The organism is Stappia sp. ABD4_338, assembly GCF_056312175.1.
The window spans coordinates 2324494-2337268 of sequence record NZ_CM149982.1 but is presented as its reverse complement, the minus strand read 5'-3'; the positions used below and the strand labels follow the sequence as shown (position 1 = coordinate 2337268).

Annotated in this window: 10 protein-coding genes and 1 riboswitch; of the genes, 2 read left to right on the top strand and 8 right to left on the bottom strand. The window is 63.3% G+C overall.

Annotated features, from left to right (window positions below):
• The first annotated feature begins 108 nt into the window (after nucleotides 1-108).
• The gene (locus ACYX4S_RS10620; protein ID WP_476360136.1) at nucleotides 109-1422 is read left to right on the top strand and encodes a nucleotide sugar dehydrogenase; all 1314 of its coding nucleotides are present in this window, start codon (nucleotides 109-111) and stop codon (nucleotides 1420-1422) included.
• 130 nt (nucleotides 1423-1552) lie between these two features.
• Entirely contained in the window at nucleotides 1553-4693 is a 3141-nt protein-coding gene (gene ileS, locus ACYX4S_RS10615) for an isoleucine--tRNA ligase (protein WP_476360135.1), read from the top strand.
• 92 nt (nucleotides 4694-4785) lie between these two features.
• Here ileS and ACYX4S_RS10610 read toward each other — a convergent pair whose 3' ends face one another.
• From ACYX4S_RS10610 to ACYX4S_RS10575, 8 genes are all read right to left on the bottom strand, one after another.
• The gene (locus tag ACYX4S_RS10610) at nucleotides 4786-5229 is read right to left on the bottom strand and encodes a 6,7-dimethyl-8-ribityllumazine synthase (RefSeq protein ID WP_293721080.1); all 444 of its coding nucleotides are present in this window, start codon (nucleotides 5227-5229) and stop codon (nucleotides 4786-4788) included.
• 101 nt (nucleotides 5230-5330) lie between these two features.
• A riboswitch (FMN riboswitch) is annotated at nucleotides 5331-5502 on the bottom strand.
• A 67-nt stretch (nucleotides 5503-5569) separates the two neighbouring features.
• A complete protein-coding gene (locus ACYX4S_RS10605; protein ID WP_476360134.1) occupies nucleotides 5570-7285 on the bottom strand; it encodes an FAD-dependent oxidoreductase in 1716 nt (571 codons plus the stop codon).
• Complete coding sequence (locus tag ACYX4S_RS10600) at nucleotides 7282-8070, bottom strand: SDR family NAD(P)-dependent oxidoreductase (protein ID WP_476360133.1); 789 nt, start codon at nucleotides 8068-8070, stop codon at nucleotides 7282-7284. The genes ACYX4S_RS10605 and ACYX4S_RS10600 overlap by 4 nt, the downstream gene beginning before the upstream one ends.
• 18 nt (nucleotides 8071-8088) lie before the next feature.
• Nucleotides 8089-8835: an SDR family NAD(P)-dependent oxidoreductase gene (locus tag ACYX4S_RS10595; protein ID WP_476360132.1), complete on the bottom strand. Its 747-nt coding sequence runs from the start codon at nucleotides 8833-8835 to the stop codon at nucleotides 8089-8091.
• A gap of 73 nt (nucleotides 8836-8908) precedes the next feature.
• Nucleotides 8909-10030 carry a C4-dicarboxylate TRAP transporter substrate-binding protein gene (locus ACYX4S_RS10590; protein ID WP_476360131.1) on the bottom strand — a complete coding sequence of 374 codons (1122 nt, stop codon included), beginning with the start codon at nucleotides 10028-10030 and terminating at the stop codon, nucleotides 8909-8911.
• A gap of 76 nt (nucleotides 10031-10106) precedes the next feature.
• The gene (locus ACYX4S_RS10585; RefSeq protein WP_293721086.1) at nucleotides 10107-11411 is read right to left on the bottom strand and encodes a TRAP transporter large permease; all 1305 of its coding nucleotides are present in this window, start codon (nucleotides 11409-11411) and stop codon (nucleotides 10107-10109) included.
• Between the two features lie 9 nt (nucleotides 11412-11420).
• The gene (locus tag ACYX4S_RS10580) at nucleotides 11421-11942 is read right to left on the bottom strand and encodes a TRAP transporter small permease subunit (protein WP_422068496.1); all 522 of its coding nucleotides are present in this window, start codon (nucleotides 11940-11942) and stop codon (nucleotides 11421-11423) included.
• A 2-nt stretch (nucleotides 11943-11944) separates the two neighbouring features.
• Nucleotides 11945-12703 carry an SDR family NAD(P)-dependent oxidoreductase gene (locus ACYX4S_RS10575; RefSeq protein ID WP_476360130.1) on the bottom strand — a complete coding sequence of 253 codons (759 nt, stop codon included), beginning with the start codon at nucleotides 12701-12703 and terminating at the stop codon, nucleotides 11945-11947.
• Between the last annotated feature and the right edge of the window lie 72 nt (nucleotides 12704-12775).

Below are 12775 nucleotides of genomic sequence, written 5' to 3'. Positions count from 1 at the left end.
ATCCGGTTCTGGCCTATCCCTCGACCGTGAGAAATCGTGTTAGAGGCAGGTGCAATCCCGCCTGTTCAGGCGCGCCTGTCCGCCAGGAACACCTTCAAAGAGCGTATCATGCAGCCTTCCCATGCACTTGCCGCGTTTTCAGAAGCGATGAGAGACGGCAGCGCCGTTATCGGGGTTATTGGCCTTGGTTACGTCGGACTGCCACTGGCACACCGTTTTTCCGAACTGGGCCACAGGATCGTCGGCTTTGACGTGGATGGCGGAAAGGTCGCCGCGCTGAACGCGGACAACGGCTGGCGGCGTCACGTTGGTGCCCGGGTCGAGGACATGCGTTTTCCGGCTCCTTTCGAGGCGACCACGGATTTTTCGCGTGCGGGGGAATGTGATGCGCTCATCATTTGCGTGCCGACGCCGCTTGGAAAATACCACGACCCGGACATCAGTTTCATTCTCGATGCCGCCAGGGAGATCTGTCCGTATCTGAGGAGTGGTCAGGTGGTGGCACTGGAATCGACCACCTATCCCGGAACCACCGAGGAGGACATGCTTCCCGAGCTCGCGAAAAGCGGACTGGCGCTCGGCGAGGATTACTTCGTGGTCTATTCGCCGGAACGCGAGGACCCGGGAAACGAGAAATTCGGCATTCGCCAGATCCCGAAGGTCGTGAGCGGCGTGACGCAAGCCTGTCTGAAGGCGGCAGAGGCGCTTTATGGCCCAGCGGTCGATACGCTGGTGCCGGTTGCCTCCACCCGCGTCGCGGAAATGACCAAGCTGCTGGAAAACATCCACCGGGCCGTCAATATCGGTCTCGTGAACGAGATGAAGACGCTGGCCGACCGCATGGGCATCGATATTTTCGATGTGATCCGAGCTGCCGCGACCAAGCCGTTCGGCTTCACCCCCTTCTACCCGGGGCCGGGCGTTGGAGGTCACTGCATCCCGGTGGACCCCTTCTATCTCACGTGGAAGGCGCGCGAGTACGGGCTTCATACCCGGTTCATCGAGCTTGCGGGCGAGATCAACCGGTACATGCCCGACTACATCGTCGAAAAGACGATGGCCGCGCTCAATGCCGACCGGAAGGCGCTCAACGGAGCCCGGGTTCTGGTCCTCGGCGCCGCCTTCAAGAAGAACATCGACGACATGCGGGAGTCGCCAAGTCTCACCGTCATGTCGGGCCTGCTCCGTCATGGTGCCGATCTGGCATATTCGGATCCGTTCGTGCCGTCGCTGACGCTGGAGGACGGAACGCGGTTGGCCAGTGTCGTCGCGGATGAGGCCAGGATCGCCGCACAGGATGTCGTGGTGGTGGCCACCGATCACGATGCTTTCGACTACGCGATGATCGCGCGTGTCGCGCGGCGGATCGTCGATACGCGCGGACGCTTCGCGGCCGCCGACGACCGGGTGACGCGCGCGTGAAGCGAAACTGCGGCCGTATGCGGGCGTGGACGGTGTCCGACATTGTCTTTTGCGCGCCGGTCGGCTAACCCACGCATTCTTGGAAATGCCCGTCCCTTTCGCGGACAAACACACAAGCGGGACAGTCGCGATGTATGAAGCCATCGATCCGAACCCAAATTTTCCCAAGCTGGAGGAAGACATCCTCAAGTTCTGGGAAGAGAACAGGATTTTCGAGGCTTCCGTCGAAAACCGCCGCGACCAGCCGGGAGCCGGCGAATATGTCTTCTATGACGGGCCTCCGTTCGCGAACGGCCTGCCGCACTACGGCCATCTGGCGACCGGTTTCGTCAAGGATCTGATCCCGCGTTACCGGACGATGCGCGGCGACTGTGTCGTGCGCCGTTTCGGTTGGGATTGCCACGGCCTTCCGGCCGAACTCACGGCGGAAAAGGAACTCGGCATCTCGGGGCGCAACGAGATCCTCGAGTACGGCATCGGCAAATTCAACGAGCACTGCTCGGTGTCCGTCATGCGCTTCACGAACGAGTGGCGCTACTACGTCAATCGCCAGGGGCGCTGGGTCGATTTCGAGAACGACTACAAGACCATGAACCTCTCCTTCATGGAGAGCGTGATCTGGGGCTTCAAGCAGCTCTGGGACAAGGGGCTGGTCTATCGCGGCTATCGCGTCGTGCCGTACTCCTGGGCCGTGCAGACGCCGCTCTCGAATTTCGAGACCCGCCTCGACAACTCCTACCGTGAGCGGCAGGATCCGGCGCTCACCGTCGGCTTCCTGCTGAAGGGCGAGCGCTTTTCGTCCGTTCCCACCAGGCTCCTCGCCTGGACGACGACGCCCTGGACCCTGCCGTCCAATCTGGCGCTCGCGGTCTCGCCGGATCTCGACTATCAGGTGCTCGAGAAGGACGGCCAGCGTGTCGTTCTCGCCGATGCCGCGCTGGAGCGCTACGAGCGCGAATTCGGCGAATGGACCAGGGTCGAGACCGTGAAGGGGCGGGACCTCGCCGGCCTGTCCTACGAGCCGCTGTTCCCCTACTTCGCCAGGACCGAGAATGCTTTCGTGGTGCTCGACGCGGACTGGGTCGAGGCGGGCGACGGCACGGGCTGCGTGCACATCGCTCCGGGATTCGGTGAGGAAGATTTCGAACTCGCCCGCGACCGGAACATTCCGCTTGTCGTGCCGGTCGACGAGGCGGGCAAATACACGGCTGAGGTCACGGACTACGCCGGCCAGAACGTCATCGAGGCCAACAAGGACATCATTCGCGACCTCAAGGCCCAGGGTGTCGTGTTCCGTCACGAGACGTATCTCCACGACTATCCGCACTGCTGGCGCACCGACACGCCGCTGATCTACAAGGCCATCGACGCCTGGTATGTGGCGGTGTCGCAGTTCAAGGACCGCATGGTCGAGCTGAACAAGGAGATCGACTGGGTGCCGTCCCATGTGCGGGACGGCCAGTTCGGCAAGTGGCTCGAAAATGCCCGCGACTGGAACATCTCGCGCAACCGCTTCTGGGGCTGCCCGATCCCGGTGTGGGTCAGCGACGACCCCGAGTACCCGCGTACGGATGTCTACGGATCCATCGAGGAGATCGAGCGCGACTTCGGCGTGACGGTGGACAATCTTCACCGTCCGATGATCGACGAACTGGTGCGCCCGAACCCGGACGATCCGACCGGGAAGTCGATGATGCGGCGCGTGCCCGAAGTTCTCGACGTGTGGTTCGACTCCGGCTCGATGCCTTTCGCGCAGGAGCACTACCCGTTCGAGAACAAAGAGCGGTTCGACCGCAACTTCCCGGCTGACTTCATCGTCGAGTATGTGGCCCAGACACGTGGCTGGTTCTACACGCTGATGGTGCTGTCGACTGCGATCTTCGACCGTGCTCCGTTCCGCAATGCCGTCTGTCACGGTGTCGTGCTGGACGAGAACAAGCAGAAGCTCTCCAAGCGGCTGCAGAACTATCCGGATCCGGTCGGCGTGTTCAACACCTACGGCGCGGACGCCCTGCGCTGGTATATGCTGTCCTCGCCGCTGCTGGTCGGTGGCGATCTGGCCGTCGCCAAGGATGGACGCGGCATCGCTCAGGCGCTGCGCCAGGCGATCATTCCGATCTGGAGCGCCTATTACTTCTTCACGCTCTATGCCAACGCGGACAAGTACAAGGCCGAGGTGCGCTTCGATCAGAAGGGGCTTCTCGACCGTTATATCCTGGCCAAGACCCGTGAGCTGATCGAGAAGATCCAGGGCTCGCTCGATGCCTACGACATCCCGGGCGCCTATGCCCATGTGCCGGGCTACATCGATGCGCTCAACAACTGGTACATCCGCCGCTCGCGTTCGCGCTTCTGGGGCGACGGACTGGACCAGGACAAGAAGGATGCGCTCGACACGCTCTACACGGTGCTGACCCATCTGACGCGTGTTCTCGCGCCAATGATACCCTTCGTCAGCGAGCGAATCTACAAGGGCCTGACGGGCGAACTGTCGGTTCACCTCGCGGATTGGCCCGAAGCTGCGAAGCTGCCGCACGATCCCGACCTAGTGCGTCGCATGGACCTGATCCGCGACGTTTGCGCGTCGGTGATGTCATTGCGTGAAGCCAAGCGCCTGCGTGCGCGTCTGCCGCTAAAGACGCTGACGATTGCGCACAAGGACATCGAGGACCTGCGCGACTACGCAAGGCTCATTGCGGAAGAGGTGAACGTCAAGGAACTGGTGCTCGAGGCCGATCCGCTCGCGGTGGGCGAGCACAGCCTCGTCGTCAAGCCGCAGATCGGCAAGCGCCTGGGCAAGAAGATGAAGGAGGTGATGACCGCCTCCAAGTCCGGTGACTGGACGCTTCGCCCTGACGGTATCGTCGAACTGGCAGGGGTCGAACTGCCGCCCGAGGACTACACGATGCGCGTGAATGCTCCGGAAGGATCAGACACGGGTCTCTTCGACGGGGGCAGCGGTGTCGTCGTCGTCGATACGCGCCTTTATCCCGAGCTCGAGCGCGAGGGTCACGCTCGTGATGTGGTGCGTCTCATCCAGCAGACACGCAAGGAGGCTGGCTTCGATGTGAGCGATCGCATCAGCCTGTCGCTCGTTCTGCCCGCGACACTGGTTCCGGCCATCGAGGAACATCGCGAGCGTATCATGCAGGACACGCTGGCGGTCGAGTTTGCAGTTGCCGAAACGGCAAATGCTTCCGGTGACCGGCATTCCGCCACTCATGAGGTTGGTGGCGAGAACGTCACCATTGAGGTCGCGAAGGCCGGCTGACCCCGGCCCTCGGATACCTGCTAAGCAAAAGGCCGCCGCCCGATCCGGGCGGCGGCCTTTCCGTTTGGGTGCAAAGAACGGGATTGCCGTTTTCAGGCAAGCCGCTCCGCGATGGAGTCGCGAAGCTCGACGACGGCCAGTGCGGCGCGCGCCGCCTCGCGGCCCTTTTCCACGAAGTGGGTGCCATAGATCGCATTGTGATGCGCATCGTCGCGATACTGGTGCGGCGTCAGCGAGACGGAGAGAACCGGCACACTGGAATCGAGGCTTGCACGCATCAGGCCGTCCACGACGGCGCTTGCGACGAAGTCATGCCTGTAGATGCCGCCATCCACGACGAGGGCCGCGGCGGCGACCGCGCCATAGATGCCGGTTTCGGCAAGGTCGCGTGCGAGAAGTGGCATTTCGAAGGCGCCGGGAACGTCGAACACGTCGACCTGCTCGGCCGGGATGAGCTCGAGAAAGCCCTCAAGGGCCCGGTCGACGATGTCGGAATGCCAGTTGGCCTTGATGAAGGCAAAGCGGGGCGCAGTCATTGGATCACCTTGGTCGTTGCCCGAACGGGCGATTTCGGTCAGGTCACCCAAGGCGATCACCCACGATCCGGATCGGGGCTTGCGCCTCCGCACACCGGTTCGCCGGTTCTCTTCCATCCGGACTTTCACCGTCGGCCCAGGCATCTCACCTGATCTGCTGACCCCTCAAGGATCGTCCCGGGAAATTCCGAACAATCCTCGAGGGCGCTCGCGGGCTTGCCGCTGGAGCGGCATACCGCCGGTGGGGAATTGCACCCCGCCCTGAGAACGTGGCGAACATAGTTGTGCCGGGCATTTGCTTCAATGCCCTTGCTCGCGACAGTTCACCGACTGTCGGGTGTCAGGCGGGAACCGGGGCGGGCTGGTTCGCGGCTGCGTGGCGACCGACGATGTAGCCGAAGGTGAGAGCCGGTCCGAGCGTGATGCCGGCCCCCGGATATGCGCCCGCCATGATCGAGTTCATGTCATTGCCGCAGGCATAGAGGCCGCCGATCGGCATGCCTTTGTCGTCCAGAACGCATCCGCTTGCATTTGTTTCGAGGCCAATGCTCGTGCCGATATCTCCCGGGAAGATCTCGATGGCATGGAAGGGAGACGTCGCAAGTGGCGCCAGACAGGGATTGGGCTTGTTTTCCGCATCCCCCAGATAGGTCTGGTAGGCGGTAGATCCCTTGCCGAAGGCCCTGTCGTGTCCTTCCTCGGCATCGAGCCCGAAGCGCTCGATCGTATCGCGCAACTCCGTGACCGGTACATCGATTGCGCGGGCCAGCTCTTCAACCGTGCGGCCTTGCTTGAGGTACCCTGAGCGAAGGTGATGGCCAAAGGGGGCGGGGAAGGGCCGAACCGCGCCCAGTCCGTAGCGGCGTAGCGCCCGGTGGTCGCAGATGAGCCATGCCGAGTGGTGTCCGGCACCGAGCATTCCCTGAACGAAGTCGTGATAGGAGGCCGCCTCGTTCGTGAAACGCCGCCCGTCGCGGCCAACGGCAATGACACCGGGTTTGGCGCGGTCGAGAAACAGATGGGGAAAGGGACGCGGCCCTTCCTTTCTCGGCAGGAGTGAAACGGGGGTCCAGAAGGCGGCGTTGCTGTTGCTTTCCACCAGATGACCTCCGGCATCGAGAGCCACGGAGATGGCGTCCCCGGCACTTGCCGAGGGAGACATCGAAAAATGTCGCGCGCCCGCCCTGACGTGAGGCATGTGTTCCGCGCGCCGGGCCGCGTCCTGCGGGAACCCTCCGGTTGCCAGGACGACACCACGGTTTGCGACGATGTCCATCGGCACGCCCTTGTGGTCGACACGGACGCCTGTGACCTTGCCGTCGTCCTTGGAAATCCCGGTCAGGCCGGTCTCCAGGAACACTGGAATTCCGAGTTCGAACACGCTTTCGGCAAGGCGTCCCGCAACGGCCTGCCCGAGCACGAGGCGGGTTCCGCGCTTGTGCGTCAGGCGGTCGCCCAAGTGTCGCAAGAGCAGCCCGGCCGCGTGAAGGGCAGAGCGCGGTGAGCGGGTCATCTTCATGAAATGGCCGATGTCGAACCGGTTCAGCATCATTCCGCCGAAGACCGTGAAATCGGCAATCGGCGGCCTGAGTGCGTCGAAGTTCTTTCCAAGCCGCCGCCCGTTGTAGTCGACGGCATCCAGAACGCGGCCGCCCATCGCGGCGCCCTCCCGATCGGGATGATAGTCCGGCGAGAAAGCGCGGTGCTCGAACTGAAGTGCCGTGTTCTTCTCGAAGAACGAGACCATCTCCGGGCCGTTTTCCAGAAAGGCGTCCACGAGTGGCGCGTTCATCCGGTTGCCGGTTTCACCGGCAAGGTAGGTGCGCGCGGCGTCACGATCGTCGCTCATGCCGCCTTCGCGCATCTTCGGATTGTCGGGAATCCAGATTGCACCGCCGGAGACCGCCGTGGAGCCGCCATAGTGCGATGCCTTTTCAAGGATGGCGACCGAGAGCCCGCCAAGCGCCGCGGTGATCGCTGCCGCCATCCCGGCGGCACCCGAGCCTACAACCACAAGGTCGTAGGCCGGTGCCGGTGTACTCGCGGGCACGCTCATGGCTGGATCTCCGACGGATCGAGGGCGGAGGAGGGGAACTGCCTCGGATAGCGTCCGACGGCCCAACCGCCATCCACGCGCAATGTGCTGCCTGTGATGAAGGAGGCTTCGTCGCTTGCAAGGAAAGCGACCGCGTCCGCCACGTCTTCAGGCTGGCCGACCCGGCGCAGCGGCGCCTGCTCGACGAAGATATGGTGTCGCCACTTCTCGGTGCGGATGCGCTCCGCGGTGAGGGGCGTTTCGATCAGGCCGGGAGCTACCGCGTTGACACGTATTCCTTCCGGTCCGAAATCGGTAGCCATCTGCCGGGTCATTCCGGCGACGGCGGCCTTCGTCATGCTGTAGGCGGAACTGGCGGTCGCTCCCACCAGGGCATAGATCGACGCGATGTTCACAATGGCTCCGCCCCCGGTCGCGCGCATTCGCGTCACGGCATAGGTGCTAAGGCGAAAGACGGAGCGTACGTTGGTGTCGAAGTACCTTTGAAGGTCGTCGTCGCTGGTTTCGTCGGCGCGTCCTCCGCCTCCGATGCCGGCGTTGTTGACGAGGATCGAGAGGGCTCGCCTGCCGAGTTGCTGGTCGAGACGCTCGCCAAGTTCGGGATCGGCAACGTTGCCCTTCACTTTCTCGATTGCGTTCGGAAGCATGGTGAGGCCGGTGGCGTTGCGGTCGACGGCGATAACCGTCGCGCCCTGATCGTGGAGCCTTGTCGCGATGGCCAGGCCGATGCCCGATCCGGCACCGGTAACGATCGCGGTACGACCGGAGAAACGGGAGCTATCCATGGCGAGTTCGTCTCCTCCTCAAAAGCTTGCGGTGCCGCCGAGCGAGCGCCCGCCGTCCACAAGCAGAACCTGTCCGGTGATGAAGGTCGCGGCTTTTGATCCGAGGAAGGCCACTGCCTCGGCAATATCCTCCGGTTGACCGAGACGGCCGGACGGCTGGGCTGCCTTCAGGGCGTCGAGATCGGTGTCCTTGCGCGCCTTGAGCATGTCGGAAAGGATGACGCCGGGCGCGACCGCATTGACCCTGATCTGACGGTCGGCCAGCTCCAGCGCCATGGCGCGGGTGAGGCCCGCAACCGCAGCCTTCGACGCGACATAGTGGGCGTAGTTCCGTGCTCCGAGCATGGCGCGCGAGGCGATGTTGACGATTGCGGTCCCTTCGCGCATCTCCCCGGCGGAAAGACGTGAAAGCTCCGCAAGGGCGACGAGATTGACTTCGTACATGCGCCGGTAGTCGTCGGGACCTACGTCGAACATGCCTTTCACCTCGAAGATGCCGGCATTGTTCACCAGCAGATCGAGAGGTCCGGCATCGGCCGAGAGTTTCCGCAGCGCGTCCATGTCGGTGATGTCGATGCCGACGGCACGGGCCTTGCCACCGTCTGCGATAATGGACCGCGCGGTGTCATCCGCGCGCCGGTCGTCCCGGTCGACCACGATGACCTCGTGGCGCGGTCCGCCTGTGGCAAGTGCGAGACGCCGGCAGATGGCCGCGCCGATACCGGCGCCTCCGCCGGTCACAAGGGCGAGGGGCGTTTCAGTCATTGTTCGGATCCGTTGTGGAGCGATGAAAAGGGCGGCGGATGCGAGGAGACACCCGCCGCAGGAGGGGCCTGCCTCAGTCGAGGCCGAAGGTGTTCTCGTCGATCTTCGCGTAGAGGTTCTCGTTCAGCACCTTTGCGAGAGCGTCTGCGTCCGTCCGGTCGACGCCTTCGAGAAGGCCTTTCCACTTTGCCTGAAGGTCCTGAAACTCCGCGACGAGGTCGCTGGGATCATCAACGCCACGGCTTTCGACGGACTTCTGGGGAAGGCTTTCGACGAAACCTGTCTGGAAGGAAGAGAGCTTGTCGGTGAGATCCTGCGAGGGCTCGATGATTTCCAGACCGCGCTCGCGTGATCCTTCGAGGGCCGCGTTCACGCCGACATGATAGGAAACCTGTGCACGGGCCTCGCCCTTTGCGATGTTGTCGAGCATCGTCCGGCGCTGCTCCGGGGAAAGACCGGCCCAGAAGTCGCGGTTGATGACGTAGTTCGCGCCCATGACCACGCCCATCGGAAGACGCGTGACGGACTTGGCCACTTCCCAGAACTTGTTGCCCTTGTCCAGGTTTGTCGGGTCGGACATCGTGCAGTCGAGCGAACCGCGGGCAAGGCCCGAATAGACGTCGCCGATGGGCACGGAAACCGGCACGCCGCCGATTGCCTCGACCCATGCAGTCTGGGCACCGCCAGCGGTGCGGATCTTCAGGCCGGACGCGTCGGCCAGCGTGCGGATCGGCTTCACGCAGACGAAGTTGTAGACCGGTGTCGAATAGCCTCCGGCGAAGATGCCGCCGTTCTCCTTCCACTCGGCCTTGAGGCGGGCGTTCGTCATGCCCATCTCGGTGTAGGCGAACGCCGAGGCGATGTCGTCATCGGAAACGAAGACGAGATCGTTCAGGACGTTGTTGAGCGGCAGTTCCGACGGCGTATAACCCGGATAAACGATCCCGAGTTGGGCCACGCCGTCGCGGATCGCCTGCATGGTGGATTTTGCCGGGACCAGGGAGCCGCCGGAATACACCTCGAAGGTGACGTCGCCGCCGGTGTCCTCCGCCAGCTCTTTGGCGAACTTCTGATAGGTTTCCTCGTTGAGGATATGAACCGGCGTCATCCAGTTCGTCGCCTGGTAGGTCTCCGCCGATGCCGTCGAGGCGGCCAGACCGGCCGCCAGCGCGGCAAGAACCATCAGCTTCTTCATGTCTCTCTCCCACTCCCTTTTTTAGACGTCCCTCCCGGACGTCTCTGGTATGCGAACTGCTTGTGGCGATGGGGCCTCAGTTCGCCATGAAGGCAGGCAGCCACAGGCTGATGGCCGGGAAGGCGATCAGCAGGGCAAGCGTGATGACGTCGGCCATGATGAACCACGAGACGCCGGCGAAGATCCGTCCAAGCGGGATCGTGTCCCCAAGGCTGGATCTGATGACATAGACGTTCATTCCGACCGGTGGCGTGACCAGACCGATTTCGAGGAGTTTCACGGTCAGGATGCCGAACCAGATCAGGTCGATGCCAAGATGTGACAGCAACGGGGCCAGCACCGGCAGCGTCAGCAGCATGATCGAGATGCTCTCGAGAAAGCAGCCAAGTACGAGGTAGAGGGCGCCGATCAGAAGGATCACCGTGAGTGCGCTGTAGCCCTCGAAATGACCTGTCACCCAGACGGGAACCGTCGACAGCGCGACGAACCGGGCGAAAAGTGCCGCACCCACGACGATGATGAAGATCGCGGAGGTCGAGAGCGCTGTATCGATCAGCGCCGTGCCGAGAACCTTGCCCGAGAGCTTGCGCCGGGTGGCGGCAATGACGGCGGCAAGGAAGGCGCCTATGGCACCGGCCTCCGTTGCGGTGAAGATGCCGGTGAAGATCCCTCCCAGAACACCGGCGATCAGCACCGGCAGCGGCCATACGTCACGTATCAGAGCGAGCTTCTCCGACAGTGAATAATGTTCCTCGTGTTTTGGAGCGAGCGAGGGGTTCAGGATCGCGCGGATCGTGATTAGGGCGATGAACATCGCTCCTGAAAGAAGCCCCGGCAGCAGGCCTGCGACGAACAGCGTGCTGATGGACACGTCCATCATCAGGCCGAAGACGATGAGCAGGACGCTTGGTGGAATGAGCGAACCGAGCGTGCCGGCGGCGGCAACCGAGCCAGCCGCGAGCGAGGGGGCGTAGCCGGCCTTCAGCATCTCCGGGATGGCGATGCGCGAGAAGGCAGCCGCCGTTGCGACACTCGAGCCGCTTGCCGAGGCAAAGAGCGCGCTCGAGGCGACGGAGGCGGAGGCAAGCCCGCCCGGAACCCGGTTCAGAAAGACGCGGGCTGCGGCGAAAAGACCGCTGGTCAGGCCGGCGCCGGACGCAATGTATCCCATGAGCAGGAACATCGGAACGGCGGACAGGTTCCAGTCTCCGATCATCTCGTAGGGAATGGCCTTGGCGATGCCGATTGCCGGCATCAGGCCGAGCATGGAGTAGATGCCGGCAATCGCGACCGCGCCCATGGCGACGCCGATCGGAACTCTCAGTCCGATGAGTACGAGCGTGATGACGATGCCGACAAAGCCGATTTCAAGACGGTCCATGGGGCTGCCTCAGACTGGATCTGCGTGGTCGGCTGCGACCGAGCCGGGCAACGGGCGGCCGCAGAGAAGAGTGTAGAGGCGAAGGGCAAGCGCGAGACACGCGAGCGCAAGGCCGATCGGGAGCACGAATTTCGCGGGCCAGATCGTGACCTTCCATGCGCCCTCGACGATTTCGCCGATCTCCCAGGCCCGTACGGCCGGTTCCCAGGAAAGCCAGGCGAGAACGCCGTAGAGAAGGATGGAAAGCAGTGTTCCAAGGACATGCATCCCGCGCTTCATCCAGTCGGGCGCCATCTCGTAGAAAAGGTCGACCGTGATGGGCCCGTTCGTGACCTCGAGCCAGGCAAGCGGCAGAAACACGACCGAGATCATGTAGTAGCTGGCCACGACCTCCGCGGTTCCCGGAATGGGCTTGTTCAGCAGATACTTGCCGGCGACGTCGCCCGTTACATGGAGCATCATGAGCAGCAGCGAGATGGCTGCCAGACCGGCAAGTGCATAGGACAGTCTGGAAAGGGCTTTCTCAACCATGGTCACTGCATCCTGTAGCCACCGTTCACGTCGAGCGTCGCGCCCGTGACATATGCGCCATCCGGCCCCGCAAGGTAGGAAACGGCACCCGCGACATCTTCCGGTGTTCCGATGCGGTTGAGCGGAATGGAGCGTGCGATCTCCGCGTCGTTTGCTGGGTCGAGCGACAGCCGGAGCATTGGCGCGTCGATAAGCCCCGGAGCGACCGCGTTCACGGTCACGCCAAGCGACGCCGCCTCCCGGGCCGCCGCCTTGACCAGGCCCGAGATGGCGCTCTTGCTGGCGATGTAGGCCGAACTCGAACGGTAGCCGCCGAGCTGCGCGGCCACCGAGGAGAAGGCGATAAACCGGGCGTAAGGAGCCGGTGTCGCCGTGCGCCGGCGGAGATACTCACGTACGAGCAGGAACGTTCCGGTGCTGTTCACGCGCTGGGTGAGGTCCCATTCCTGTGTTGAGGTCTGGGTGATCGGGCGCCGCTGTCCGGTCTCGTCGAGGATGAGAATGCCGGCGGCGGCGACAACCACGTTGACGGGTGTGCCCTGGGCCTCTGCCGCGTCGAAGCAGGCGCCGATGGCCGCTTCGTCCGTCACGTCGAGGGCATGGCCCGTGTGTCCTTCGCCCGGAATGCCTTCCGCGACGGTTCGGGCCCGTTCCTCGTCCATGTCCGTGGCAATGATGCGAAAACCGTCTGCGGCAAGCCGCATGGCGACCGCGCGGCCGATTCCGCCCGCGGCGCCGGTGACGAGCGCGGATAGCGTCATCACGTCCCTCCCTGTGTTGCTCATGAGGATTGGATACATTCTGACAGCATGTCAAGGCGTTCTGGCGCCGTG

Excerpts from the sequence above, each read along its gene's own strand:
- ACYX4S_RS10620 (WP_476360136.1), top strand. The coding sequence starts at position 109 with ATGCAGCCTTCCCATGCACTTGCCGCGTTTTCAGAAGCGATGAGAGAC.
- ileS (WP_476360135.1), top strand. The coding sequence starts at position 1,553 with ATGTATGAAGCCATCGATCCGAACCCAAATTTTCCCAAGCTGGAGGAA.
- ACYX4S_RS10610 (WP_293721080.1), bottom strand. The coding sequence starts at position 5,229 with ATGACTGCGCCCCGCTTTGCCTTCATCAAGGCCAACTGGCATTCCGAC.
- ACYX4S_RS10605 (WP_476360134.1), bottom strand. The coding sequence starts at position 7,285 with ATGAGCGTGCCCGCGAGTACACCGGCACCGGCCTACGACCTTGTGGTT.
- ACYX4S_RS10600 (WP_476360133.1), bottom strand. The coding sequence starts at position 8,070 with ATGGATAGCTCCCGTTTCTCCGGTCGTACCGCGATCGTTACCGGTGCC.
- ACYX4S_RS10595 (WP_476360132.1), bottom strand. The coding sequence starts at position 8,835 with ATGACTGAAACGCCCCTCGCCCTTGTGACCGGCGGAGGCGCCGGTATC.
- ACYX4S_RS10590 (WP_476360131.1), bottom strand. The coding sequence starts at position 10,030 with ATGAAGAAGCTGATGGTTCTTGCCGCGCTGGCGGCCGGTCTGGCCGCC.
- ACYX4S_RS10585 (WP_293721086.1), bottom strand. The coding sequence starts at position 11,411 with ATGGACCGTCTTGAAATCGGCTTTGTCGGCATCGTCATCACGCTCGTA.
- ACYX4S_RS10580 (WP_422068496.1), bottom strand. The coding sequence starts at position 11,942 with ATGGTTGAGAAAGCCCTTTCCAGACTGTCCTATGCACTTGCCGGTCTG.
- ACYX4S_RS10575 (WP_476360130.1), bottom strand. The coding sequence starts at position 12,703 with ATGACGCTATCCGCGCTCGTCACCGGCGCCGCGGGCGGAATCGGCCGC.